This is a genomic window from Paenibacillus sp. LC231 (genome assembly GCF_001860525.1).
GTDB lineage: Bacteria > Bacillota > Bacilli > Paenibacillales > Paenibacillaceae > Paenibacillus_AQ.
The window spans coordinates 38231-64242 of record NZ_JFOM01000016.1; the positions used below are offsets into that span (position 1 = coordinate 38231).

Genomic DNA, 26012 nt, shown 5'->3' on the forward strand with positions numbered 1-26012 from the left:
TGTACTTAATCGGTAAATGTGTGCAGCAAGGGGGTATTCTTCAGATCAAGGCCAACTTGAAGTGCTATTCGTTAGGAACCTGTTTCGTATTGATATACTGTTGTCCCAGAATGACCATTTGCTCGAGCACTGCTTTGAAATGGATACCGAACTCCGTTATGGAGTATTCCCCCTTGGGGGGTACCTCTTGATACACCGTCCGTTTCACGATGCCGTTCTCCTCTAACTCCCGCAATTGAACGGTAAGCACATGCCTTGATACTTCCGGTATTCTCCGATGCAGCTCACCAAATCGCAGCGTTTCCTGAAACAGTTCATACAGTACTCGAGGCTTCCACTTTCCACTAATCATGTGCAAGCCTACTTCAGCCGGGCACCCATTCCGCTCATCCTGATATGGCATATGTATTGCTGAACCCCCTTTAAGTCATTGGTCATAAATAGATGACTATGTCATAAAATTCTGCGTACTTACCACAGCTTTTATTTTCAGATAGGCTATTGCTATCATCATACAGAAAGAGGAGATTCAATGAAACCATCCATTCCCGCAAGCCAAGTCTGGAAGCCGGAGGAGATGAATGCCGCATTTGCTGATGCGTATAACTCAGGGGACATCGATCAAGTGCTGGCGTTGTATGAACCGAACAGTATTCATGTCCACAGCAATGGAAGCTTGGAGATCGGAATTCATTCCTTCCGCCATACGCTGGAGGAACTGCTGCTGCTTCAAGGCAAGATGGTCTCCACCAATCTATACTGCATCCCCTTTGAAAATATCGCTATGCTGCGTGCCCATTTCATCTTGCATACCGTGGACCCGGATGGCCAACCTCTTGTGCTGCAAGGTTATACCTCCGAGATCGTGAGACAGCAGCCTGATGGAAGCTGGTTGTACATTGTGGACCATCCGTTTGGTTCGGATGTTATGGAATGAAGGTAATTATACAATTACCTTAGTAACCGGGCTGGTAATTCATCAAGGGATCACCAGCCATGTTATGCTATCTAGCTACAAACCAATTTTCTGGCTCAGGTGTTATGGTCACAAGCACTTGGCCAACTTGGCCTGGCTGCGGATCAACCGCAGGTTGTCCGGCAACAGGAGTTCCTCCCCCGTTACCACCGTTTCCACCGTTGGCCCCACCCCCACCGCCAACGGTAACAATGCCTGTTACGCCCATTGCATTCACTCCGCCTATACCACCGTTCAGCTGTAGTGTACCCGTAACTGTAGGAGAAACGGTTGATATAAGGTGGATAACACCACCACTTCCGCCTCCGCCGCCACCTTCGCCATCTCCGCCATTACCATCCCAACCGATAGCCCCGTTCCCTCCAGCCGCCGCAATAATTCCAGCAATGGTTATGCTATTCTTAGCAGCAATCAATATAAAGCCCCCAGCACCGCCCCCGCTACCGACTATACCGCTACCCGCAGAGAGTGGGTTTACTCCATGATTTCCGTTAGCAGTAATCAGAGCCCCATTGGCAATTACGACTTGGCCCTGGGCAGCCAAAATCAAACTACCTCCGCCTTCTCCGCCACTGCCTAACAAAGTTCGGCTTCCAGCCCCACCACCAGCTGCTGTAGGAATGATCTGTGCTGCTTGCAGTGAACCGAGTCCAATTCCGCCGTTATATGGTCCTGCAGCAGCAGCGGATATTCCCTCGTTTGGTGAGCCATTGCCAGAGTCTGCCGCACCGGGAAGAACCGTAACTACACCACTTATCATGAGATCCCCCGATGATTGGATCGTGATGCCGCTTGGAATGATAAGTGTCCCCGCAATTTCCACTCTGGAGAACTGCAGATTTGTTCCAGAAGGCAATGCTGCAAGAGAGCCTGGAACACTTAAATCCACAACCTGGCCGCTGTTTATGAGCAATTCACCCGCTGAGCCATCCCCATAAACAGCAAGCGAACCATCTATCCCCTGCGGCCCAAGCGGCCCTTGTGGTCCTGACGGGCCAATCAAACCTACCGCTGTTTCCGATATACCCTGAATCCCTTGAGGACCTTGAGGACCCTGAGGGCCAACAGGCCCTACGGGACCAATCGGCCCGACCGCTCCTGGCCTTCCCCGAAATCCCCGGAGACCACGTTGCCGGATTCCCCTTACCTTGGATTTCTTGCACTGAAAATATCGTTTCTTTAAATGATTACGGTTATGACTATATTCCCTTGGTAAGGGTACACCTCTTGAATAAACAGGTTTAACTTTACATCTTAACAAATGACCACTACCTCCCTCCGTCGTTCAACACAGTGTATGCACTCAAGACCAGACAAGAGGTGGTCAGGTGACTAACAAGCGGCCTATTTTACTTGTGGATGTTCTTCATGGAATCGGAGGGAATATCCCTTCTATAGCAATGCAGTAATTTAAAACAAGATAAGGCTGCATGTTATTATGCGGTTGATTTCCTCCAGTAGCAGCAATAGCGCCCGGGCTCATGAATGAATTAGTAACTTCGTGATACGTCAAGCTGTCAGAGAGCGCCCATGTTCGATCCACAGGTAACACACTATTAGCTGGATTGGCGCTTCCCATTGCTTGATGCGTATGGCTGGGAAGCTCCGCGTCCGTTAGGGTATGGAACTCCTCTCCACCATTCTCTCCTATCGGGAAGTCGGTGCCTCGATGAACAGCAACTCTCCCCCTTAAATCCGGGAGCGCAAAATGGGTCGTGCCGTTCCCCCCGTATGTTGTCCCCAGCAGAGAAAACAAGGCTGTATTCTGAGCAATCGGCAATAACTGCCCGTCACAAAACGCCCACCCATCGGGAGCAAAATTAAAAGCGAATAAGCGAATTTCACCTAAGAACGGATCTGCCATTATATGTTACCTCCTGTCCTCTCTGTCGAAGCGCTCCACTCCATGTGTACATAAACATCATCTCCCCCTCTTATCCGGAATCCTATGCGTTCATAGAATGTTATAGCAGGATTTGAGCGGATAACATGGAGACGGATGGGCTTAGAGTCTGTCCTGGTCATATCCTGTAAATGAACCAGGGCTGCCGTTCCTATACCTTGATTCCCGAATTCAGGCAAAATCGAGATGTCGACCAGGCGAATTTCGGCAGGTGTCTCATGTACAATGACTCGCCCAGCCTGTAGCTGGTTATTCATAAGAATCAGGTGCGATGCTTGAGGGAACTGCAGTGCATAGGAGCGCTGCTGGAGATCAAACTGCATGCGCAGAAACACCTCCATTTCCTGGTCTCCCCATCCCCAGGAGGAAACTTCTCTAAGGCGTGTGCTGCGGTACAGCTCATATAAAAACGCTGTATCTTCCTCGGTGGCATCCATCATATTGATCATGGGATTATACGATACCTGCCCCTGCCTAAAAGTCGATAACCCTTAGGTTATCGCGGTACTTCAGTTTATGCGGATAAAGAAAGGAAGGTACAATAATCCAGAATATGTCGTGCCCTGCCTGTCACACACCTTTACTACGGAACGAAAAAAGCAATCCAGCTGTGTCCTAAACAGCCGAATTGCTTCTTCAGATTCATTGCATTATTCCTTAACGAATTCCTTCGTGCTGCGCACGGTATCGATTGGACGAACCATACTCTCAATCTGTTCGCGCTTTGGCTCCAGGAATGGAGGCAGGGACAATTTCTCGCCCAGTGTTTCATATGGCTCATCACCCATGAAGCCTGGACCGTCGGTTGCAAACTCAAACAGAATTTGTGGTGCAACTCGCGCATACAAGGACTGGAAGAAATAGCGGTCTACAAAGCCCGACGTATGGAATTGGAAGTCGTCAAGACGCTTGATCCAATGTTCCAGCACCGAGCGGTCCTCGACACGGAAAGCCGCGTGGTGTACAGTGCCGAAGCCCTGCTGAGCTCTTGGAAGCACGGCGTTGTATTCAACAACCACCTGGGCGCCATTGCCGCCTTCACCAACCTCAAACAGATGAAGCGAGCCTTCCTTGCCGATCTCCTTGAATTCGAGCACTTTCTCCATCATTTCCTTGAAATAATCGAAGTTGGACACCCGTACAAACACCGGACCAAGTCCTGTAATCGCATGCTCCAGCGGAATCGGTCCCTTCTGCCAAGGAGTTCCTGAAGCCACGCCCTCGTTGTTCTCATCGGAGATGAGCTGATACTGCTGATCGTCAAAATCAACAAAAGCGAGTGTTTTTTTGCCAAACAGCTCTTGAATGCCTTGATGCTTTACATCCAGCCGGTCAAATCGCTTGACCCAATATTCGAGCGCCGCATCGTTAGGAACACGGAACGAGGTTTTGTAAATCTCGTCTGTACCGTGTCTGCCCTGCGGGATACCCGGAAAATCGAAGAAGGTCATATCGGTCCCGGCACTGCCCTTGTCATCCGCAAAAAACAGGTGGTATGTCTGAATATCGTCCTGATTAACGGTTTTCTTCACAAGTCGCATGCCGAGCACATAGGTGAAAAACTCGTAGTTCTTCTCGGCACTGCTCGTAATGGCTGTTACGTGGTGAATTCCTTTTAATCCGTTCATGGTTAAATTCCTCCGTCTCTTCTATTTAGAAAGTGTTTGCCCGACCTTCAAAAATTATTATTTTGATTTAAAACATCTTTAATTTAAGATAATAGTATCATGAGAATTCTGTGCCGTCAACCTTCTAAATGCAATATCTTATTTTGGTCGTGAATGATATTAAAAAAACGGTCGGACATAAGAACATCCGGCCGTTCTATTTCTTTCCTTATAAGAGTCTCCTCATGTCCGTTATACGCCAGTATTGGATAATCCAATGACAGGAAACAGCTCGATGCGTTGATGCGTCTCCTCGTGATACAACCATCCATCCCGAACATGGTCCACAAACAATATGCCGTTCAGGTGATCAATCTCGTGCTGCATACATCTGGCCAGATAATCTTCGCCTTCCAGAATCACCGTCTGGCCTTGACGATTCAATGTCTTTACTTTAACCTTATTGGCCCTCTTCACATATCCGTAATACCCCGGATAAGACAGACAAGCTTCGGGGCCCATCTGTTCCCCGTCCATCTCTACGATTTCCGGATTAATCAGCTCGATCAACCCTTCTCCGCAGTCCATGACAATAAGCCTTCGTAATATACCGATTTGGGGTGCGGCAAGACCAGCGCGCCCTTCACTGTCATACAGCGTCTCCGCCATATCATCCAGAATCTTCAATGCTCTGGCGTTTACGGAATCGACTGGCCGGGCGATCTTTCGTAAGATCGGATCACCGAATGGCACAATAGCTTTAACCGTCATTCACTTAAGCCCCCTTAGTTCTAGAAGGAGGTGTATGCACCCATAAGTCACCTGGAGTACACTCTAAAGTTGTGCAAAGGGCATCTAACGTCTCTGCCTTCATCTGTCTGGGCTGGTTCGTCAGCAAGGCACTAATGGAAGCAGCTGATAAGCTGTAATTCGCCTTCTCTTTCATGAGCCGCGCCAAAGCCGCTCCCGACCATATCCCTCTCTCCGCCATCACATTACGTAGCATCCATTCGAGCAAAGGGTCCCCCTCCCGTTCCATGAAAAATATTAGCTCACACCTTATTTTATTAGGTACTACCTAATATCTCAAGCCTAATTTTTAGGAGCTAACGAGAGTCGTTCTCTACAACAAACCGGGTTAAGCAGGTTTGGATTCATTCCGCCCAAGCGCTTTACGACTAGCGCTCTTAGATCTCCCGGCAAGGCTGGTCCCGATCACCCCGATAATGACGAGTGCTGCGCCGATGACATGATAATAAGCCAGCTCCTCATTCAAAAAGGCGACACCTCCGAAAATCGTGACCACGGTAGCCAGATTGTTAAAGATGCCCATGCGGGATGCCTCCATCTTGGATAAGGAATAATTCGACAGTAGCGATGTCCCGAGAGAGGACAGAATGCCAAGATACAAAACGGCCCATACGAAGGACGGATGCATGAACGGGTCAAAATAATGTACAAGCGTCCCCTGCGCAGCATGTTGAGCGGCCGACATCAGGTTAAACAGCACGAATCCGATCATCGACATGATGAACGTTATATCCAGTACCGGCTGCTTCTGCGTCAGCTTGCGGGCCATCACGCTGTAAATGGCGTTGGATAGCGCCGACAGCAGAATTAGCACAATCCCGAGTGTACTCGAGGCCTCGAAGGAAACCCCCTTCAACACGAAGATAGAGATGATCCCTGTCACCGACAACACGGTAAACAGCTTCTGTGCCCAGCTGGAGCGTTCCTTTAATAGCAGCGATGCCAAGAGCATCGTAAAGATCGGTACCGTAGCGTGAATGATTCCGGCCTCGGCCGAAGAGGTGTAGACCAATCCGAAGGTTTGCAGCGTAAAGAACAGGAACGGATAGAATATCGCCAGCGGCACGATGGTCAGCAGCCTTTTCAGATCCAGCGGGACCTTTCTACGGGCTATGAGTAGCGCGAGCGATGCGGCAATGAACGAAATGGTGAATCGGTGTGCCAGCGTGTCCAGCGGGTTAGCATGGATCAGCGCCAGCTTTACAAACATAAACGAAAAACCAATGATGGCCGTATATCCTAACGCGGCGGCATAGGCACGGCTTGTATGCGGTATATTCATAATATGTGTTCTCCTTCATCTTCTCTTTTGCAGGACAACCAGAAGGTTGATGCATTTGCTACTTATCTTACGGCAGGGAGAACCCCATTACGATTTGAAATAACTGCAACTGTACCGGTACAGTTCATACGATGAAGGAAGGAATGACAAAAAGGCTGTTTCCCACCATTCCAAGATGATAGGAAACAGCCCCGCTATACTTTAACTTGTATACGTTTCATAACAGGCATACCCAGGCCAGCCCGTTATCCATAACAATCAGCGCTAATCACGTTTAATCGAAATCCATCCATCACCCTCCAGGTGAAGCGTCGCACCGAGCGCTTCTGCCATAAACCGGAGCGGAACGAAGGTAGATCCGTTGGTATGAACGAATGGAGCTTCCTGCAGCACCACGTTTTTACCGCCGACGCTGGCTGTTTTGGAGCCCACGGTCAATACGATTTCTTCTCCTGTCAGATCATTAATGACCGTAATTTTCTTGGAGCCTTTGGTCCACTTCACTTCGGCGTCCAACTGGTCTGTCAAGTAACGAAGCGGAACGAAGCTCTGGTTGTTCTTCTTGATTACACCATATCCATAATCATCGCTTACGGGACTAAGAAACATCGTTTTGTGTGTGATCTTCAGATCATCCTTCAACACGTTATAGATGAGGGAATCCTTCTCAAAGTTCCGCAGCACTTGACCCGGTGTCACCGAATCATTCAGCACGTCCAGCACGCCTTTGGACGTGTCCACCTGATTGGCCTTCACTGCGCCGCCGATATTCCAGACTTCACCTTCGGAATACACCTTGAATGCTTTCAATGGCAGGTCCTCGGAAGCCGGAAGCGCGACGGTCAGCTCCAGCGCATTCTTGCGCGTATTCAGCTGCTCATCGAAGTAATAGTCTAGCTTGAGGATCGTATCCTTGCCGAAGACGGTTTCGGATCCCGGAAGCTCCTCCAATAGCCGTTCCTTCTGTTCATCATAGTTCTCCGTGAATTCGATCAGTGCGCCATGCACGATCTCGTAGAGCGACGCGACGACCTCCTCCTTGGATTCCTGTGGCAGGAGTTCTACGTCTTCGCCGTAGGCCTCGCCGATGCTGGTTATCATCGGATAAATGGCATCATACGCATCGCCGATCACTTGCTTCAAGCCGGCTTCATCCTTAAGCAGACTTTCAGCGAAAGGCTTAACCATGTTCAAGATCTCTTCACCGGTCAGCTCCATGTGGAGATGCGTCAGGTTCAGGCTTTCCCCGTTCACCTTCTCCTGAGCGGACTTCACCGCAATTGTTGATGGATTTGGAAAATGCTTCAGCACAAGTCCTGCAGCCTTCTTCACGACATCTTGAATCGCCTGTTCGTATTGACTGGTATCAGGCAATCCGGGAACGGTTGTATCCATCGATAAATAGAACGGCTGCTTGGCGCCTTCTAATTGAATCGCCATTCCTTTGGAATCCATGGACACATGAAGCGGAATCTTCTTGTCCGAATATTGGATACTGCCCTGAATGGACACCGTTTTGCTATCCTGCACGATGGCATGGTCCATATTCAGAGATAACGAATTAATGAGATCAATCGCTTCTTTATCTTCAGTCGATAGGGCCTTGTCCGATGGCACCACCTCGAATCGAATACTTGCCTTGGATTCGCTGGATTTAACATCGAGACTGGTAAGCAACGCCTTGTTGATATCCAGTCCCCCGACGGCCTGACATCCTGTCATAACAACCAGCACAGCTGCAATGAGTACAGTCAACCATTTGAACTTCTTATACATAACGATATTTGTCCCCTCCCAGGTCATAGGCTCATTTCTATTATGGGAAGGTAGGAAATGTTTGTAAATAGGTATTTAAGCCTCGTCATATACGCACACGCGGATGGGTCCCACAGATAGCACATATCGACATTTTGCTATACACTGGGAATGAAATGCTGTCGTCATTTGCAAGTTCAATAGTCAGCTTTATTAGCACCGGGAAGGTTTGCAAAGGGGCTTTGAATAACCTTATAAAGCGTGGTGAATCTCTTGTTTAAAATTATGTTAATCGAAGACGATGTGACCCTATTCCACGAAGTGCAGGAGCGCTTGTCGCACTGGTCGTATAACGTTTATGGCGTACGGGATTTCAGCGCCGTACTTCAGGAATTTACAGCGGTTCAGCCCGATCTGGTCATTATCGACATCCAATTGCCGAAGTTTGACGGGTTCCATTGGTGCCGAATGATTCGCTCCCACTCGAACGTGCCGATTATCTTCCTGTCTTCCCGCGATCATCCGACCGACATGGTGATGTCCATGCAGCTTGGAGCCGACGATTTCATTCAGAAGCCGTTCCACTTTGATGTCCTGATTGCCAAAATCCAGGCCACTCTGCGCCGGGTATACAATTACAATACCGAACGGACCGAGCTGAGAACTTGGCGCGGGGCCACCGTCGAATTCGGTAAAAATACGATTAGCAGCCCTCAGGGCACCGCTGAACTAACAAAGAATGAGATGTTCATTCTGAAAATCCTCATGGAGCGAAAGAATCAAATCGTCAGCCGTGAGGATCTGATCAAGAGTTTATGGGACAACGAGCATTTTGTCAGCGATAATACGTTAACGGTCAACGTCAACCGGCTGCGCAAGAAGCTGGAGCCCCTCGGACTTGATCCCTACATCGAAACCAAGGTGGGACAAGGTTATATCGCCACGGAAGAGGCCCATGCATGATGATCGCCTACATCCGGGAACGACTAAGCTGGATTCTGTTCTTCGTGTTTCTGCAGCTGCTGTTTCTGTTCATAGCCGCCGTGGACTCCCAGATCCCGTTCTTGCCTATCCTTTATATCGTGTTTCTGTCGATGCTGTTCTTCCTGGTGTTTCTGTTCGTGAGGTACAACCGGGAAACCAAGTTCTACAAAAGCCTCCAGGCTTGGGATGACACCTACGATTTAGCTGCCATCAGCGAGCCGGAGCACCCCTTTGAGGCGATTGCCATGGACATCCTCTCCCTTCAAACGGAGCGCTTCAAAAAGGAATCCTCCATGCGGCTAATGGAGATACAAGGGGAGAAGGACGATTTGTTATCCTGGATTCACGAAGTGAAAACCCCGCTCACCACGATGCAATTGATGATCGAGCGCATGGAAGATGAGACGTTAAAGGCTCAACTCCAGTATGAGTGGCTTCGCATCCACCTGCTGCTTGACCAGCAGCTGCACCAGAAGCGCATCCCCTTTATCCGGAATGATCTGCTGATCGAGGAATTCGCGCTTGAGCCGATCATCTTCCAGGAAATACGAGCACTCAAGTCCTGGTGCATGCAGAAAGGCATCGGATTTGACGTTTCCCTTGAGGTAACGGAAGTGCTCAGCGATGCCAAGTGGCTGGGCTTTATCATCCGCCAGCTGCTGACCAACGCAGTCAAATACAGCAACGCTTCGGACATCATCATCGAGAGCGATCTCACGGATGACCATGTCAGACTTACCATTCAGGATGCCGGACGCGGCATTGATCCGAAGGACATGCCTCGTATTTTCGACAAAGGCTTCACCTCGACCACCTCACATCAGGACAGTGCCGCAACCGGCATGGGACTCTATTTGACGCAAAAAGTAGCCGATGCCCTGCTGATTCGCATTCAGGTGGAATCAAGGCTCGGCATCGGCACCACCTTTACCTTGATCTTTCCGAGACGGAATGATTTTGTTAGCATGACCGGCATGTGACAACAATGTCACATGCTTTTGCACTTTGTTCGGCGAATCGAAGGAAAAGGCGCTGCGACTCCTTTATGATAAGGACAGATAACGAAGGAGTGAGTGAAATTGGCAATTCTTGAAGCAAACCAAATTCATAAAAGCTACGGCAACAAATTCAATAAACAGGAAGTGCTGAAGGGTATCGATATCCGCGTGGATAAAGGCGAGTTCGTCAGCATCATGGGCGCATCGGGCTCAGGTAAAACCACGCTGCTGAACGTGCTCTCCTCGATCGATAAAGTGAGCCTCGGCAGCATCAAGATCGAGGGTAAAGAGTTTACGGGCCTGAAGGAGAAGGAGCTGGCGGAGTTCCGGAAGCACCATCTGGGTTTTATTTTTCAGGAGTACAACCTGCTGGATACATTAACCGTCAAGGAAAACGTGCTGCTGCCGCTCTCCATTAAGAAAGTCTCGAAGAAAGAAGCGGATCAGAAATTCCAACGCATAGCAACCGAGCTTGGCATCTACGAACTCAAGGATAAATATCCGAACCAAATCTCCGGGGGACAGAAGCAGCGAACCTCCGCGGCTCGCGCATTTATCCATGATCCCAGCATTATTTTTGCCGATGAGCCGACGGGCGCGCTGGACTCGAAGTCCGCTTCCGATCTGTTGAACAAGCTAAGCGAATTAAATCAGAAGATCGATTCCACGATCATCATGGTTACCCATGATCCCGTGGCCGCCAGCTATTGCACCCGGGTCGTCTTCATTAAGGATGGACAGATCTATACCCAGCTGAACAAGGGTGAGCAGTCCCGGCAGGCCTTCTTCAATGACATCATCAAAACACAGGGCGTGCTAGGCGGTGTTCAGAATGAACATTAATTATCTGATCTACCGGAATTTGAAGAAGAATATCAAGAATTATTATCTGTATGTATTTGCGCTCATCTTCAGCGTGGGTCTGTACTTCGCGTTTGTGACGCTGCAATATGATCCGGCGATGGATGAAGCGAAAGGCTCTGTGAAGGGAGCGGCAGCGCTTGGCGCTGCCTCCGTGCTGCTCGTGGCAATCGTAGCGATATTCCTGCTGTATGCCAACACGATTTTCATTAAACGGCGCAGCAAAGAGATCGGGCTGTTTCAGCTCATCGGATTGACCAAAGCCAAGATATTCCGGATCCTAAGCGCAGAGAACCTGATCCTGTATTTCGGCTCCATGGTCATCGGTATTTTTGCCGGCTTCGCGGCTTCGCGCTTAATCCTGATGATTCTGTTCAAGGTGACTGGCGTAGATACCGAAGCGGCTTTATCCTTCTCCACCGAGGCGATGATCCAGACCGTGATTGTGTTTGCCGTCATTTATGTGCTAATCATGATCATGAATTATACATTCATCAAAAGACAGAGCATTCTGTCCCTCTTCCGAGCCGTATCCACAACCGAGAACCAAATTAAGAAAATGTCCTTCGCCGAAATGTTATTCGGACTGCTCGGCATCGGACTCATCCTTCTCGGTTATTATGTATCAACCAAGCTGTTCAGCGGAGATTTCACCACCATGAACGAGCTGTTCATGGCCATGATCCTGATCTTGGGATCGGTTATCATCGGGACTTATCTGTTCTATAAAGGGTCGGTCAGCTTTCTATTCAATGCAATCCGGAAGAGCAAGGGCGGTTACTTGTCCCTGAACGATGTGCTGTCCCTCTCCTCCATCATGTTCCGCATGAAATCGAATGCGCTGCTGCTGACCATCATTACGACCGTATCCGCGCTTGCAATCGGACTATTGTCACTCAGCTATATCTCATATTATTCTGCGGAGAAATCGGCCGAGCAGAGCGTGCCCAACCATTTTGCGGTAGCGGATCAGAAGGATTATGCCGCCTTCATCCAGGCACTTACGGATGAGGATATCGAATTTACGAAGACCTTACGGGACGTAATTCAGGTGAATGCGGACTTATCCGACATTATTGGGGCCAGCCTGGAAGTCTCCGGGCAAGTCGATTCCAGTTCCATGATCATCCCGGTAATCAGTGATGCCAGCGTCGAAGGCAAGGATGTTTCCCCCGGGGAGACGCTGTTCACGGGATACAGTGACGCAATCCAGCAATTTATGGCGATTCAGACCACAGGGGAAATTGAGCTCATAAGCCCTAAACACAGCCTTAAGCAGAAGCTGATCGGCTTGGACAAGGAAGCCTACGTATCCTATTATTATGCAAGCGGCGGACTGCCGACGGCGATTGTGGACCAGACCGTATTTGATAAGCTGGTTCAAGACCTGGATCCGAAGATCCAGAAGAAGTCCAATGTCTATCACGGCATCGATATTGTGGATCCAAACGCTGTGGATCAGGCCAATCAAATCTTTAAGAGACTCGACATTAGCGAGGGAACAGGGAACCTATCTCAGACGGAAATGGCCTTCAACCAGAAGAGCAACATGGGCTTGATGATGTTCATCGTAGGATTCCTGGGACTTACCTTCCTGATTACTTCAGGATGTATCCTGTACTTTAAGCAGATGGATGAAGGTGAAGAGGAGAAGCCGAATTATACCATTCTCCGGAAGCTGGGCTTCACGCAAGGAAACCTGCTGAAGGGGATTCAGATCAAGCAGCTGTTCAACTTCGGCATTCCGCTGGTTGTCGGGTTGTCCCACAGTTACTTCGCCGTTAAATCCGGCTGGTTCTTCTTCGGAACCGAGCTCTGGCTGCCCATGGTCATGGTTATGCTGCTGTATACGGCACTGTATTCCATATTCGGGTTGTTATCGGTCATGTTCTATAAACGGGTAATTAAAGAAGCGTTATAAACGAGGTGCATGGGTGGGCCCAGGGAAAATTCGGGTACCATCCATGCATTTTGCGTGTGCAGGGAGATGTCATTAGCAACCTGAGAGCAACGAAGCTGTACGAGATTTCAACCATGGAACACTCTAAGGGGTGATAAAAACCACCGGTTACCATTCTAAGGGGGTACAGCTCTTCTGCAGCTTGCGGATATACGCAATCTGACCGATATGATAGGCATTATGCGTAGCAGCATTGCTCACAATCTCCCACCACTTGGCCGGTACCGGGAATCCATTCACTTCCTGCTCCAGCTTGGTCGCTGACAGCAGGTCCTGCCAACGCAATAGGACCTGCAGCAATCGGTCTCTTAGCTCGGCAAAGGTTGCGTTATCCGGAATGATAAAGCTTTTATGGTTGTCTCCAATAGAAGGAACGGCGTCGACCCGCGAATCGCGGTACCGCGTCTGCCACGTTTCATTCCAATACAGCAGATGCTGTATGATCTCGACAATGCTGTGACTATCGTTGGCAGGTGTCCAGAACGCTTCATCCTCGGTCAGATGCTCCACGGATTGCTGGAACGGGATATGCCAGCTGGGATCATTTGCATTCGCTAACAGCTGATTCATTAGAACATCATTTGCATGCGCCATGGGTCATTCACTCCTTCATGAGTCTTGTAATAAGCAGCATCACAAATCATGACTAATTTTACTATAGGATGAAGTCCTGTGATTCGCAGAAAATGATTAAAATCATTCTTTCTCGACTAGCCTGTCAGCAAAAGGCGTCTACCTCACATGGAACAAGTCCAAATAATACTGCGCTGTTGGCGTATCATTCTTGAAACGCAGCTCGATCTTCTCCCCGCTTTCCTTGCACAGGCCCACCGTAATCTCAAAATAGCTTGCCCCATGCATCGCGTCAACCGGACGGGCCTGTTGGTTATCCTTCGCCATCGTCGTCCGCTCATTGATTGATACAATTCGTTCGCAGCCAAAAGCAGGATACGTCTCCCTATATATGTCCTGAAGGGACGATCGGATAACCGGGTATAACTGCTGCAGCAAGGCCTTCTCGAGCTGCTGCTCTCTAGGCTTTCCTTCCGGTCCTGCATACGCTGAGCTTCCAGGGGCTGATAGAAGGAGCCCGCCTGCGAGCAGCAGGCAGAAGAAGAATCGTGACTTCATGCGAGTTCACCTTTTTCGTTTTCTACTTAGGATTTCCTTTCTCAACATATTTAGTCCGCCATGTATATGGGTTCATCACTATTCAAAAAAAGCCTGCCCCAAAAGCAGTCTTTCCTCCGAACGGCCTGGAATCTCCGCGATAATCTCTTTATAGTACTCGTATGTCGACATCCCACTATCAACACCTTCCCGTTTCCCCTCACATCTATGCCACTTGATATTCTCGAAGGTGACGGATTATCCTTCTGCACACCACCATCCATACAAATAAAAAAAGCCCAGCCGATGGTTGGCTGGGCTCTCCTTCTGCAACACCCTATATCAAAATCCTTGAGCTGCCTCTGCAGCTTGCCGCAATCCCTGCTCAATGATCTCCTCACTCCGGTCGCGGAATTGATTATGCCCTTCAATCACAAGGGTTGTCACATTCGTAATGCCGAATACGTTCAGGTGATTCTTAACGAAGCTCACCGCCATCTCCGACGTGTCTCCTTCCGCATATACGCCGCCTCTGGCATTCAATAAGGCCGCCTTTTTGTCGGATAAGAGCCCCACCAATCCTTGCTCCGTGTACTGGAAGGTTTTGCGCGGATGGTGCATGTAGTCCAGGTACGAATGCAATACAGCCGGGACGGTCAGGTTCCATAGCGGGAACGCAAACACCACCTTGTCTGCGGCTATGAACTGCTCCAGATGTTGGGTGACTATATCACTCATAGCCTTTTCTTCCGGTGTGAGTTCCATGCCCATAGCAGACTTAAAATTTCCGTTAATCATCACTTCATCCAGATAAGGAATCTGCTCCTTATACAGATCCACTTCAATTACGGTATCCTTCGGTTGGGCCACCCGATAGCTCTCCAGAAACGCGTCATATAGTCTTCCCGTTACAGACCCTTGGCGGTTATTGGCTTTGATAAATAAGGTTGTTGTCATATAAATCTCCTCCATAATGTATGATGATGTTGCATGAAATGCTTAATTTGGGCTTTCCAACACAATCCCCTTGGACTCTCTTTGACCGAACTGAACATAATAGAACAGCATGATGGCTATCAGCAGCACAGCCAAAGCTAGGTAGATATTGCTATAGAGGTTCCCCTCCGTATAGAAGTGGACCGGATTCCAGTGGATGCCGGACTGGATATCCAGCATCTTGCCGTACACACCCGAGGCCATGCCCGCCGATATAAAATTCAGCATCTGCATCAGTCCCATTCCGACTCCCGCTTGTTCCTTGTGCAGGCTAAGGGAAACGGAATTGGATAACGCAATCATGACAAACGTCTGCCCCACATGTCCGAGAATCAAAAAGATCGCGATCAGAACAGGCGATATGCCAATGAAAGTAGATAACAGCGCAAAGCATGCCAGCAATAATCCGACAGCCACAAGGAAGAGATACGTATTCCCCCTCCCATCCGCAAGCCTTCCGCCTGCTTTACCCAGCAAGGCCGACGCGATTGCGGCCGGTACCATGACAAAACCAACCCACCCTGGCGAGAGCCCCTGTACCTCCGACAACAACAACGGACTTAGAAAATGCAGAGAGAACCCGATGCCGCTAACGATAAACATCACGATTAATCGGAGGGTATAGCTTTTGTTCCGGAATAATCCCGGATCTACAAACGGTACGGAGGCCGTACGAATACGTATGATAAGCAGCCCCATAGCCAACAGCCCAAGAAGAGGCTGCCACCAGGATCCGTTCGTGACGCCGAGCAGGAGAAAGGTGACTGCAGCCGCTAACAGTCCGCCTCCCAACCAATCGAATTGGCCGGAGGACTGAAGTTCTTCTTCCTTCAAGTATTTTCGATATAAAGGAATCGTGATTAAGATCAGCAGCGGAATACAGAATAACCAGCGCCAATCCGCAATACTGGCTACAAGTGAAGACACGATGGGACCGAGCGCACTGCCGATGGACAATCCCACGAATGCCGTGGCCATAGCCGATCCCCTTCGCTCGGGTGCAATGTAGCGTATCGGAATTAACATCGCTGTTGCCGGAATCGCCGCGGCTCCGACGGCCTGCAGACATCTGCTGACCAGCACCATCCAGAACACCTGCGAGAACAGGCCGACGAGCGATCCGACCGCGAACAGGAGCAGTCCGATCGTAATCAGATTTCGAAGTTGAATCCGTTCCGTGAGCTTCCCATAGAGGACTGTTCCGACGCCGTAGATCAAGGAATATGAAGAACTGACCCAGCTGACTTGAGCCGTCGTCAGGCCGAATTCCTCCCGCATGTCCGGCAGCACGAAGTTAAACATCAAGCCGCTCATAGCGGACAGACATAAGGTGAACATCACAACGCGCATTAATCTCTGTGTTTCCATCTCCTGAACCACCTCTCATTGGCTTCTTTTGTAAATTCGGTACACAGCAGTTATGACCGTCAGTACTTACTGTCATTCTGTTTGAAAAAAATACTAGGGGGTTAATGCCCTAGCAAAAATCCGCACGCTTTCCTCGATAAAGGCATCAAGCGTCACCGAAGAGAAGAGTTCCTCCGAGTCCAGCTCATTCATAAACGCCCCGAAGTTCATCATCATGAACGAAATGGCCCGCACCTCCGGATCGCCTGCGATCACTTTGCCCTTCTCGGTCATCACGGTAAAATACTTCGTCAATACATCCATGTATTGCTTGGGATGTTTACTGGTGATCTCCCGCAGGCCCGGTAAGTTATCGTTCTCCTTCATGCTGATCGTGATCAGCTTCCGATTCCGAATCATCAGCTCATGGTACGTCCGGCTGATAAGAAGCAAGTCTTCGCTTAAATCTCCTATCAGCTTCTCTTCAAACAGCTTTGTCATTTCTTCACCATAATGATAGCGCTCAAAGGCTGTTTCCAAGAGGTTCTGCTTGCTCCCGAATTTACGAAACAAGGTTTTCTCACTTAAGCCAGCAGCCGTAGCGATTTCCAGCGTGGTTACCCCGTTGTAGCCCTTCCGAGAGATGAGGTCGATCGCGGCCAGCAGCAGCTTATCATCCGTGCTCAGGTTGTCACTATGCTCCATGAAGGCTCTCCCTCTTCCCTTAGGAATGTCAGTACTTACTGTCATTTATTGAACCCATCATATTCCACTCGGCTATGCTCTGTCAAGCATTTAACAAAAAATAGGCCAATCCTATTTCCCGAAGGAGCTTACAGGACCTACACACTTGTCGCAGCATATTGACGCCCGAGCGCCTGCAGCCGTTCCGCAATCGCATGCTCGATATCGCGATCCAGCGGAAGGTGTTCCGAGGAATGCGGTGCCAGCAGCGGATGATCACCGATCATTACCGCGTGCAGCGCATGCTGGAACATCGTAATATCGTTGGCATCGTTGCCGAAGGCAACATACTCGCCCTCCTTCACACCCAGCTGCTGAAGCCCGCTCCATTTATGTATCCCCTTAGGGCTGATATCCAGCACATTTTCCCCTCCATGCACGTGAACAACGACATCCAGTTGTCTCAGCCTCTCCTCGACTTCCGCCATATGGTCCGAGGTCAGCATCAATATTTTCACAACCGAATTCAGCTCCTGGAGCGCCACGTTCTTGGCCAGCTTGTGCGGGTCTAAATTCAGCAGAATCGGATGATCTGCAGGACCCGTATAGGCATAGTCCCATTCTCCATCGATCAAATAGCTCACGTTATACGTTGTTAACAGATGAAGAAGGCTCGGAAGCACCTCGCTGTCAAAGCCCGTCGTGGAGACCCGCTTTCCCCCTGCCGCCACCATCGAACCGTTTCCTCCGATCATCGGGTAGTGATGAACGCGCTCATGAAGGACGGGAAGCAAGTCGCGAATCGGCCGGGCGGAAGCAAAAATAACCTCATGCCCTTGCGCCACCAGCTCCTCCAATGCCTTCAACAACTCGTCCGAAACCGGCTGCCCTTTAAAACAGATCGTTCCGTCCAGATCGAATACAAATTTCATGCCCTTGCCCTCCTGTATCTTCTCATTGCTCTTATCATAGCAGTTGATCGTATAATGAGAAGGACATTTGTCCAGGAGAGAAAGGAGCAACCCCAAGACCCATGAAACTACTTCATGACGCACCATTGCTGAAAGCCAAGCTGGAACAATTTCAATTCGAGAACATGCTGGACCTGAGCAGGCCTGTGCCTTTTACATTGCAGCAATACGAGCCCGGCGAGATCATTCTGTATGAAGGCTTCGCCATGAATTCCCTTCTGTTCCTCGTGCAAGGGAAGATTAAGGTGACCTCCAGCATCGAAACCGGCAAATCGCTTCTTCTGCGCTTTGGCCATCCTTTTTCCATCATCGGGGATATTGAATTGATTCGAGGCGTTCCGGTCCAGTCACAGATTGAAGCCGTTAACGAATGCCTCTTTATCGGGCTGCCCTTTGACTATATTAAGCTGCATGAAATGACAAACGCCCGCTTTACATCCACCTTGCTGGATCACCTGAGCTACAAACTCCAGACGTGCACGACCGCTTCCCGCGTCAATCTATTGGCATCGGTCGAGAACCGGTTTGCCAGCTATCTTATGTCCACCATGTCGCCGGGATCCAGCCCTTCCTTCGGAATGGAGCTGAAGACCGACCATATCAGGGAGATCGCCAGCTTGCTTGGTACCACGCACCGACATTTGAACCGGGTCATGCATGCTTTTACACAAAAAGGGTTTCTGGAGCGAAACGGACAGACCATCCGCATTCTGGACTGGAACGCGATGGAGACGGCATCGAATGGGATCCGCTATGAGTAGATCGCCCGGCCGAAACTTTTTTCTCAAGTTCTTGTAACGAATCGGCCCTGACCCGGTCATATAGGCAAGGAGGTGAATATGTGACGGATTTGCACCAGATCTATCATCAGCACTTTCAAGACGTGTATCGGTTCCTGCTGTCGCTTAGCAGAGATGAGCATGTTGCGGAAGAACTCGCACAGGAGACGTTTTTCAAAGCGCTGAAGCATATCGATTCGTTTCAAGGTACGTGCAAACTAAGCGTTTGGCTCTGCCAAATCGCTAAACATACATACTTCTCCTATCTTGATAAACAAAAGCGGTATGAGCCGGCCTCGCAGGTCGAGCACAGCAGCGGTCTGGAGATCGAATGGCAAACCGTCGATAAAGCAGAGGCTTTCCGAATCCACCAGATTCTGCACTTGATGGACGAGCCGTATAAAGAGGTATTCACGCTGCGGGTGTTCGGAGAGTTGTCTTTTGGCGAAATCAGCCAGCTGTTCGAAAAAACCGAGAGCTGGGCAAGAGTCACCTTCTTTCGAGCCAAGCAAAAAATTCAAAGCCTGTACAAGGAGGAGAATCGACCGTGAACCGAGTTTCATGTGATATTATTCAGGATTTGCTGCCCTTGTACTATGATCATGTGTGCAGCGCAGACACCAAGGCCTTGGTAGAAGAGCATCTAGCCGATTGCCCGGATTGCCGGGAGGTGCTAAGCCATATGAGCTCCCCTATGCCGCTGCCAGCCCAAACGATTGATCAAAACCATGATGAGGGAGCCGGATTGCGGCAAGTTGCCGCCCAATGGTCGCGCACCAAGTGGATCGCGTTTACCAAAGGTTTGTTGCTCACTTGTCTAGCCGTTGGACTACTGTTCCTGGTGTATGCTGGCCTGTTCAAATGGAACATAACCAACGTGCCTACCCGTGTTATGCAAGTATCCGATATTAGCCAGCTGAAGGATGGGCGCATTGTCTATCATGTGAAGATGACCGACGGTTTCAACGTCAATCAGGCTAGCTACGACACGGATGCGGAAGGAAACTTCTATGTAACACCCAAGCGCCCCATCATCAAATCCAAGAGGTTCGCGGGTATGGGGCTATCCAACATGTACTATTCCCATGATCTTGAAGAGCGGAATGCCTATGAGAAGAGCTTTGGCAATGGTGTTCAGATCAGGGCCCTTTATCTGGGAACGGCCGATGACCGAATTCTGATCTGGGAACAAGGCATGGAGCTGCCTCCGGCAAGCGAGTCCGTCGAGTTACAGTTTAAGAGTGATGAGAATGAAAACAAGAGACCGCCAGGGCAGCCATCTGGGCCCTGAAGCGGTCTCTTGACCTTTAAACCGTCGTAACGGATCTACGCAATAATCTCCACTCGATCCCAGCATAGACCAAGCCGACCGTACCGAACAGAATAACGGCGGTACTGACATGGAGTTCATATTCCTGTATGAATCGAGCATCATAGCATTCGTAGAACAGACGCCCCCCTACCCCAGCCCACATCACGGCATACAGCAGAGCATACAGGAGAAGTGAATCTCTAACCCATCGCATGCTGCCGATTAGCCACGATAACGGGAGCACGATCACCGGATATACGAGCGATGACAGTAAGATCGGGATGATCACCAACACGAAACCCAAATTACGAAGGCCGTAATATTCCGTCGTTGCAATCTTATACCCTTCGATATACTCCATGCCTACGATCGCACCGGTAAACAGAAATATAAAGACGAACCACAGCACAAAATATCTAGCAACCCGCAAGGTGTACACCGCCTTGTCCGTTTACGTCATAAACGATGCGGGCCGAAAAAAGTTGCGTGTGTAATTCCATTCCATATGAATAAAAGCGCTGCTAGCTTACTCCGCAGGTTCACCCGCGGCTTCCCAGCGGTCGATTTCCTTGCGCACCCGAGGGGCGACTTCGGTTCCGAGCAGTTCAATGGCTCTCATGACTTCGTCATGAGGCATCGTTCCCACGGGCACGTGAAGCATGAAGCGGGTAATGCCCACATGCTTGCGCAGATGAATAATTTTTTGGGCGACCGTCTCCGGGTCTCCGACATAGAGCGCACCTTCGAAGCTTCGAGCCGCATCGAATCTTGCGCGGTCATAGAATCCCCAGCCCCGCTCCCGTCCCAATACATTCATGCTGGCTTGGGTGGATGGGAAGAACTTGTCCGCTGCCATCTCCGTATCTTCCGCAATAAATCCATGGGAATGCGAGCCGATCGGCAGCTTTGATACATCATGTCCCGCGTGAGCGGCCGCCTCTTTATACAGCTTAACCAGCGGCGCGAACTGCAGGGGACTTCCGCCGATAATCGCCAGTACCAGCGGCAGACCGAGCAGGCCAGCGCGCACAACCGATTCCGAATTGCCTCCGCTGCCAATCCATACCGGCAGCGGATTCTGAACCGGGCGCGGATAGACGCCTAAGTTATGAATCGCAGGGCGATGCCCGCCCTGCCAGGTTACTTTTTCCGACTCGCGGATTTTGAGCAGCAGCTCCAGCTTCTCCTCGAACAGCTCATCATAATGGCTCAGATCGTAGCCAAATAACGGGAATGATTCGATGAATGAACCTCTCCCCGCCATAATCTCGGCACGTCCGTTCGAGATGGCATCCAAGGTGGCAAAATCCTGAAACACCCGCACCGGATCAGCGGAGGACAGCACCGTAACCGCACTCGTCAGCCGAATCCACTTCGTCTGGGACGCAGCCGCGGCGAGCACAACCGCAGGCGATGATGCCGCATAATCCTTACGATGATGCTCACCTACCCCATACACATCCAATCCCACCTGATCAGCCAGGACGATTTCCTCAACAACCTCGCGCAGCCGCTGCGCGTGGCTTATCACTTCGCCTGTCTTCACATCCGGCCAAGTCTCTACGAACGAGCTAACCCCAATTTCCATCATAATTTCCTCCTATTATGCTTTGCCGCGAGGCAGAACCGTGGCAAAAAAGGTTATCGTTGTTTCATGCCATCGGGCAGTCAACATCGTTATCTATCATTCAATTATCTTTATATTGAACTTTTAGCTCGGGTTTTTCAAGTTACAAGTTAACTGATAACTGGAATTCAGCGGATTCCACACATAAAAAATACAACAATGGCCGGGATCCACGCGGATTCCGGCCATTCATTCTACCCTTTTAGCGATACATTTGAAATTGGTTTATTGTTTCGATGCCAAGTATTCCTCCAGGCGATCCCAGGTTTGGGTAATGCCTTCTTCCATTCCCATATCTATTACGGATTGGAGAGCTTCCGCTGATTCATATACCCCTCGATTGACCAGCTTGGTCTTGCCATCCAATTCCTCAAACGTCATCGTCACCGTGGTTGCGGGCATCCCCTCCGCAATATTACCTTCCGCATCCGAGAAATAGTCGATGTAGACGATTTTCTCGGGCTCATCAATTTCCTGGTAAACCGATTTGCCCCAGGATTCCATGCCGTAGAAATCCCCTTGATTCTGATCCAAACACTTCATGCAGTAATGCCATTGGCCGCCAGGACGGAAATCCATGTCGGATACGGTAACTTCCCATCCGCGAGGTCCCCACCACTGCTTCAGATGCTCTCCATCGGTGAGCACCTTGAATACCAGCTCTCTTGGTGCATTAAATACGCGCTCCAGTACGATCACTTGACCTTCTACCCGTGTAATCATTTTATTTGTCATTATATATTCCTCCTCGAATTAGATGGTGTTTAATCCCGTTTCTTCATCTCCGATTGCAGCTTCTCCAAGTAGTCATCCAAGTTGTCAAACCGTTCGTTCCATATACTCCGGTAATTATCAAGCCAACGGTCCAATTCCTGAAACGGCTCCGACCGCAGCTTGTAGCTCCGCCGGTTCGCCTCCGCCCTTACCTCTACCAAACCGGCTTCCAGCAGCACCTTCAGATGCTTGGAGGCTTGTGGCTGCCGAATGTCAAGACGTTCAGCGATTTCTCCTACCGTTAAAGAACCCTTCAACAGGAGATTCACAATACGAAAACGGTTCGGTTCGGCTAAAGCGTTAAATGTGTTCAGTTCCATCTTATAGTGATGACGGGTACAGACCCGCTGCTATAGCGTGTACGGTGATTGTCAGTTCTCTCTGTCCACGTCACCATCATCACCTCTTTTTTTGCTGATTTAATGGTGTGCCGTATTTCCTGATAACAATATACCACGAAAGGAATATTCCTGTAAAGGAATATTTAAGTTATTTTTTGATTTTTTTCACAACACAAAAAAAAGCAATAAACGCGGGTCTTTTACTCGACCAGGTCTATTGCTTCTTGTCATTTATCTTTCGTATTCCTTACTTAAAGAACACCTTGTCTACATTATATTTGGCCTTGAATTCATTAATGATATAGGTCTCATAGATCTCTCGATGAACGGCGTCTTCAATGACGCAGACCTCGATTCTTGTAACCTCATCCCGATGCTCCTTGATCGGAGAGACGCTATCTTCGAAATGCTTCTTGATTCGCGGTCTGAGCTTTCTAGCTTTGCCAACAAACAGGAGCTCCTCCTTGCTGTTGTAGAACATGAAGATCCCGCCCCGATCTCTTGGAATCAGGTGAAAATCTGTAAATCCGTAAATGTGGCTCAACTCCGGAGCAGCCTGCTTGGTAATGGTAACGTCCACCTTGGGAATGGTTATATTGATCACGACTAACGCTCACTTCCTCAATCATATATTGATCTAAATCGTATCACTAATCTGCTTATTTGCCCATGCGGGAAATTCAAAATCACCCTTCACTAGGCATCCGCATAGGATGGAAACTAGGTATGACTACTAACGATGGGGGTCTTTTTTATATGAGCATTCAACATTCCGGACACCAGGAACAAACCTTATATCAAGCTGAACCCAACATGACGCACAACATCAAATCGGTTCGCGATCATATTCACCATCTATGCGGGCAGCATGCGAATCAGCTGGTTCGTGTCGAAACGCTCGACGGTGATGTTTTTGAAGGGACGATCATGCATTGCGAGAAGGGGATTCTGTACTTGAGTCTGTCCGGGTACGAAAACCAGCGCGGCTTCGGCCCCGGTTACTATAATAATGTCATTCTCCCCCTAGTTCTCTTCGAATTGCTTGTCATTACGCTGCTGTATACCTAAACCCATATAACCCGATTAAGGAGTGAACCCAATATGGCATTTATGCCGCCGCAAGGACCTCAGGGACCACAGCAAGGGCCCTTATCCCCGCCTCCAACCACGATCCCCCAACAACCTTTGGCCAGTACCTTTGCCGTTGACCCGGGAGCGATCACAGGATGTTTGTTTCGCATCACCTATATATGGCCGAGATTTGGGCCTGGCTTCTGGTTTTTTCCGACCTTTGTCGGCCGCACCTCGGTCGCCGGTTTCCGATGGACGGGAAGAAGATGGGTCTTCTCGGGGTTTGATTTAAGAAGGATCGAGTCGTTTACCTGTTACTAACCCTTATCATCATCAAGGGCTGAAGTCAGCAGGTACGATCAATGGCCCCGGTGATCCACCCGCTCATCAAGAGAGTGCCCCTGCGGCGCTCTCGAGCTCTTACATCATGGACAAGCTTCCCTTAACAGAGGCTTCCTCTTCAGGGTATCCATTTTCCCCAAAAAATAAAGTTCTTGATTATCCTCCGACAACATTAAATAATATGTAACAGTCCCTCTTTAAAACCGATAATGGAGATTGGGATTATACCATTAACAAACTCAGCAGAAAGGTTGACTTGAACACCATGGAACTATCGCAGCACGCCACTGGGAAAAAAGGCGCCAAAGAGCCCTTTCCCATCTCTATACTGTCTTTAACCGTTGGCGCTTTTGCCATTGGCATGACGGAATTTGTCATCATGGGAATACTCCCGAATGTTGCAGATGACCTGAATGTCAGCATTGCATCGGCCGGGCAGCTGATTACAATGTACGCCCTTGGGGTAGCCGTAGGAGCCCCTATTCTAACGGTTCTAACCCACCAAATACCGCAAAAAAAACTGCTCCTGCTGCTCATGGGCCTATTTATACTGGGTAACGGCATTTCGGTCTTTGCTCCGAGCTATGCCGTTCTTATGGGTGCCCGAATGCTGACCGCGCTGACGCACGGTACTTTCTTCGGTGTGGGAGCCGTCATTGCTTCGAACCTCGTGCGGCCGGACAAGCGTGCCGGGGCGGTATCCATCATGATGGCCGGATTAACGATAGCCAATATCATCGGGGTTCCGATCGGCACCTTCATCGGCCAGACGATGGGCTGGCGCGCTTCATTCGCCGCAATTGCCGTTATGGGGGTATTGGCATTGATCGGCATCCTGATCTTCATTCCGAAGCTACGGCAGGAACAAGCGTCAAGCATCGCGCAGCAAATTACAGCCCTTATCAGACCACAACTCCTTCTCTTCCTTCTCATCGGGGCGCTTGGCAACGCCGGCCTGTTCGCCGTCTTCACTTATATCGCGCCGCTGCTGATTGAGATCACCGGCTTTGCCGAACCGAGCGTCACCTGGATTCTGATCCTGTTCGGTATCGGCGTAACCGTCGGTAATATCGTGGGCGGCAGGCTGGCCGACTGGAAGCTGCTGCCCTCCATTCTGGGTGTTTACTTTGCGACAGCCGTCATTCTGACCATCCTCACCGTGACGATCCATAACCCGGTCACCGCCGTGCTGACCATCGTGTTGTGGGGAGCTGCCTCTTTCGCCGTTATGCCGGGAATGCAGGTGCGTGTCATGAGTCTGGCCCAGTCCGCTCCCGCTCTCGCCTCTACGGCAACCCACTCTGCGGGCAATCTCGGTAATGCAGCAGGGGCCTTTATCGGAGGGTTGGTCATTACCCATCTAAGCTTAACGGCCCTGCCTTGGGTGGGGGCTGGTTTGGTGGGACTTGCCTTCATTCTGGGAGCAGCTTGTTATATGTATGAGCGCAAGACCATAGCGGTTAATGCTTAATCTGTCCCCATAGCTACAAAACGCTCGTTACCACACGAAGCACGAACCATG

Annotated in this window: 31 protein-coding genes; 11 read left to right on the plus strand and 20 right to left on the minus strand. The window is 49.8% G+C overall.

The genetic code is table 11. From position 1 onward, the window contains the following. Nucleotides 1-64: 64 nt before the first annotated feature. Complete coding sequence (locus tag AK95_RS13670) at nucleotides 65-403, minus strand: winged helix-turn-helix transcriptional regulator (RefSeq protein WP_071220529.1); 339 nt, start codon at nucleotides 401-403, stop codon at nucleotides 65-67. A gap of 129 nt (nucleotides 404-532) precedes the next feature. On the opposite strand from AK95_RS13670, the gene AK95_RS13675 reads away from it, so the two are divergent. Continuing rightward, nucleotides 533-937, plus strand: a complete 405-nt coding sequence (locus AK95_RS13675; RefSeq protein WP_071220530.1) for a YybH family protein — start codon at nucleotides 533-535, stop codon at nucleotides 935-937. Nucleotides 938-1004: 67 nt separating this feature from the next. Here AK95_RS13675 and AK95_RS35145 read toward each other — a convergent pair whose 3' ends face one another. The 8 genes from AK95_RS35145 to AK95_RS13715 form a co-directional block, all read right to left on the minus strand. Next, the gene (locus tag AK95_RS35145; protein ID WP_162487576.1) at nucleotides 1005-1979 is read right to left on the minus strand and encodes a hypothetical protein; all 975 of its coding nucleotides are present in this window, start codon (nucleotides 1977-1979) and stop codon (nucleotides 1005-1007) included. A gap of 363 nt (nucleotides 1980-2342) precedes the next feature. Then, entirely contained in the window at nucleotides 2343-2840 is a 498-nt protein-coding gene (locus AK95_RS13685; protein WP_071220532.1) for a phage tail protein, read from the minus strand. Then, nucleotides 2840-3328, minus strand: coding sequence for a GNAT family N-acetyltransferase (locus AK95_RS13690; protein ID WP_071220533.1), 489 nt, complete (start codon nucleotides 3326-3328; stop codon nucleotides 2840-2842). The genes AK95_RS13685 and AK95_RS13690 overlap by 1 nt, the downstream gene beginning before the upstream one ends. A gap of 201 nt (nucleotides 3329-3529) precedes the next feature. Next, on the minus strand, nucleotides 3530-4507 hold the full coding sequence (locus tag AK95_RS13695; RefSeq protein ID WP_071220534.1) for a ring-cleaving dioxygenase: 978 nt from the start codon (nucleotides 4505-4507) through the stop codon (nucleotides 3530-3532). 231 nt (nucleotides 4508-4738) lie between these two features. Next, nucleotides 4739-5257 (minus strand): peptide deformylase, encoded by a 519-nt coding sequence (def, locus tag AK95_RS13700; protein WP_071220535.1) that lies wholly within the window; start codon nucleotides 5255-5257, stop codon nucleotides 4739-4741. A 4-nt stretch (nucleotides 5258-5261) separates the two neighbouring features. After that, nucleotides 5262-5504: a helix-turn-helix domain-containing protein gene (locus AK95_RS13705; RefSeq protein ID WP_071220536.1), complete on the minus strand. Its 243-nt coding sequence runs from the start codon at nucleotides 5502-5504 to the stop codon at nucleotides 5262-5264. A 120-nt stretch (nucleotides 5505-5624) separates the two neighbouring features. Next, nucleotides 5625-6578, minus strand: coding sequence for a DMT family transporter (locus AK95_RS13710; RefSeq protein ID WP_071220537.1), 954 nt, complete (start codon nucleotides 6576-6578; stop codon nucleotides 5625-5627). A gap of 264 nt (nucleotides 6579-6842) precedes the next feature. Then, nucleotides 6843-8354, minus strand: coding sequence for a copper amine oxidase N-terminal domain-containing protein (locus AK95_RS13715; RefSeq protein WP_071220538.1), 1512 nt, complete (start codon nucleotides 8352-8354; stop codon nucleotides 6843-6845). A gap of 252 nt (nucleotides 8355-8606) precedes the next feature. On the opposite strand from AK95_RS13715, the gene AK95_RS13720 reads away from it, so the two are divergent. The 4 genes from AK95_RS13720 to AK95_RS13735 all read left to right on the plus strand — a co-directional run bounded on the left by AK95_RS13720 (nucleotide 8607) and on the right by AK95_RS13735 (nucleotide 13097). Beyond that, entirely contained in the window at nucleotides 8607-9296 is a 690-nt protein-coding gene (locus AK95_RS13720) for a response regulator transcription factor (protein WP_071220613.1), read from the plus strand. Continuing rightward, nucleotides 9293-10297, plus strand: coding sequence for a sensor histidine kinase (locus AK95_RS13725; protein WP_071220539.1), 1005 nt, complete (start codon nucleotides 9293-9295; stop codon nucleotides 10295-10297). Before AK95_RS13720 ends, AK95_RS13725 begins: the two co-directional genes overlap by 4 nt. 99 nt (nucleotides 10298-10396) lie before the next feature. Next, nucleotides 10397-11158, plus strand: coding sequence for an ABC transporter ATP-binding protein (locus AK95_RS13730; protein ID WP_009591195.1), 762 nt, complete (start codon nucleotides 10397-10399; stop codon nucleotides 11156-11158). After that, nucleotides 11148-13097 carry an ABC transporter permease gene (locus tag AK95_RS13735; protein WP_071220540.1) on the plus strand — a complete coding sequence of 650 codons (1950 nt, stop codon included), beginning with the start codon at nucleotides 11148-11150 and terminating at the stop codon, nucleotides 13095-13097. The genes AK95_RS13730 and AK95_RS13735 overlap by 11 nt, the downstream gene beginning before the upstream one ends. A 147-nt stretch (nucleotides 13098-13244) precedes the next feature. Here AK95_RS13735 and AK95_RS13740 read toward each other — a convergent pair whose 3' ends face one another. The 6 genes from AK95_RS13740 to AK95_RS13765 form a co-directional block, all read right to left on the minus strand. Further along, a complete protein-coding gene (locus tag AK95_RS13740; protein WP_071220541.1) occupies nucleotides 13245-13730 on the minus strand; it encodes a DinB family protein in 486 nt (161 codons plus the stop codon). 138 nt (nucleotides 13731-13868) lie between these two features. After that, nucleotides 13869-14267: a hypothetical protein gene (locus tag AK95_RS13745; protein WP_071220542.1), complete on the minus strand. Its 399-nt coding sequence runs from the start codon at nucleotides 14265-14267 to the stop codon at nucleotides 13869-13871. A 321-nt stretch (nucleotides 14268-14588) separates the two neighbouring features. Next, the gene (locus AK95_RS13750) at nucleotides 14589-15203 is read right to left on the minus strand and encodes an FMN-dependent NADH-azoreductase (protein ID WP_071220543.1); all 615 of its coding nucleotides are present in this window, start codon (nucleotides 15201-15203) and stop codon (nucleotides 14589-14591) included. Between the two features lie 42 nt (nucleotides 15204-15245). After that, nucleotides 15246-16610: an MFS transporter gene (locus tag AK95_RS13755; RefSeq protein ID WP_071220544.1), complete on the minus strand. Its 1365-nt coding sequence runs from the start codon at nucleotides 16608-16610 to the stop codon at nucleotides 15246-15248. 93 nt (nucleotides 16611-16703) lie between these two features. Then, a complete protein-coding gene (locus AK95_RS13760; RefSeq protein ID WP_071220545.1) occupies nucleotides 16704-17294 on the minus strand; it encodes a TetR/AcrR family transcriptional regulator in 591 nt (196 codons plus the stop codon). Nucleotides 17295-17431: 137 nt separating this feature from the next. Next, nucleotides 17432-18205: an HAD-IIB family hydrolase gene (locus AK95_RS13765; protein WP_071220546.1), complete on the minus strand. Its 774-nt coding sequence runs from the start codon at nucleotides 18203-18205 to the stop codon at nucleotides 17432-17434. Between the two features lie 101 nt (nucleotides 18206-18306). Between AK95_RS13765 and AK95_RS13770 the strand changes: the two genes are divergently transcribed. From AK95_RS13770 to AK95_RS13780, 3 genes are all read left to right on the plus strand, one after another. Then, nucleotides 18307-19005 (plus strand): Crp/Fnr family transcriptional regulator, encoded by a 699-nt coding sequence (locus AK95_RS13770; protein ID WP_071220547.1) that lies wholly within the window; start codon nucleotides 18307-18309, stop codon nucleotides 19003-19005. Between the two features lie 80 nt (nucleotides 19006-19085). Next, complete coding sequence (locus AK95_RS13775) at nucleotides 19086-19574, plus strand: RNA polymerase sigma factor (protein ID WP_071220548.1); 489 nt, start codon at nucleotides 19086-19088, stop codon at nucleotides 19572-19574. Next, nucleotides 19571-20314: a zf-HC2 domain-containing protein gene (locus AK95_RS13780; RefSeq protein ID WP_071220549.1), complete on the plus strand. Its 744-nt coding sequence runs from the start codon at nucleotides 19571-19573 to the stop codon at nucleotides 20312-20314. Before AK95_RS13775 ends, AK95_RS13780 begins: the two co-directional genes overlap by 4 nt. Before the next feature lie 16 nt (nucleotides 20315-20330). Here AK95_RS13780 and AK95_RS13785 read toward each other — a convergent pair whose 3' ends face one another. The 5 genes from AK95_RS13785 to AK95_RS13805 form a co-directional block, all read right to left on the minus strand. Further along, nucleotides 20331-20765, minus strand: a complete 435-nt coding sequence (locus AK95_RS13785) for a hypothetical protein (RefSeq protein ID WP_235613107.1) — start codon at nucleotides 20763-20765, stop codon at nucleotides 20331-20333. A gap of 96 nt (nucleotides 20766-20861) precedes the next feature. Continuing rightward, a complete protein-coding gene (locus AK95_RS13790) occupies nucleotides 20862-21923 on the minus strand; it encodes an LLM class flavin-dependent oxidoreductase (RefSeq protein ID WP_071220550.1) in 1062 nt (353 codons plus the stop codon). A 264-nt stretch (nucleotides 21924-22187) separates the two neighbouring features. After that, nucleotides 22188-22697: an SRPBCC domain-containing protein gene (locus AK95_RS13795; RefSeq protein WP_071220551.1), complete on the minus strand. Its 510-nt coding sequence runs from the start codon at nucleotides 22695-22697 to the stop codon at nucleotides 22188-22190. Nucleotides 22698-22726: 29 nt separating this feature from the next. Next, a complete protein-coding gene (locus AK95_RS13800; RefSeq protein ID WP_071220552.1) occupies nucleotides 22727-23056 on the minus strand; it encodes an ArsR/SmtB family transcription factor in 330 nt (109 codons plus the stop codon). A gap of 268 nt (nucleotides 23057-23324) precedes the next feature. Continuing rightward, nucleotides 23325-23681, minus strand: a complete 357-nt coding sequence (locus tag AK95_RS13805) for a nucleotide excision repair endonuclease (protein WP_071220553.1) — start codon at nucleotides 23679-23681, stop codon at nucleotides 23325-23327. Nucleotides 23682-23833: 152 nt separating this feature from the next. Between AK95_RS13805 and AK95_RS13810 the strand changes: the two genes are divergently transcribed. The 3 genes from AK95_RS13810 (at nucleotide 23834) to AK95_RS13820 (ending at nucleotide 25961) form a co-directional block, all read left to right on the plus strand. Then, entirely contained in the window at nucleotides 23834-24145 is a 312-nt protein-coding gene (locus AK95_RS13810) for a hypothetical protein (protein ID WP_071220554.1), read from the plus strand. 33 nt (nucleotides 24146-24178) lie between these two features. Then, nucleotides 24179-24469 (plus strand): transporter, encoded by a 291-nt coding sequence (locus AK95_RS13815; protein WP_071220555.1) that lies wholly within the window; start codon nucleotides 24179-24181, stop codon nucleotides 24467-24469. A 286-nt stretch (nucleotides 24470-24755) separates the two neighbouring features. Further along, the gene (locus AK95_RS13820) at nucleotides 24756-25961 is read left to right on the plus strand and encodes an MFS transporter (RefSeq protein ID WP_071220556.1); all 1206 of its coding nucleotides are present in this window, start codon (nucleotides 24756-24758) and stop codon (nucleotides 25959-25961) included. Nucleotides 25962-26012 lie beyond the last annotated feature (51 nt).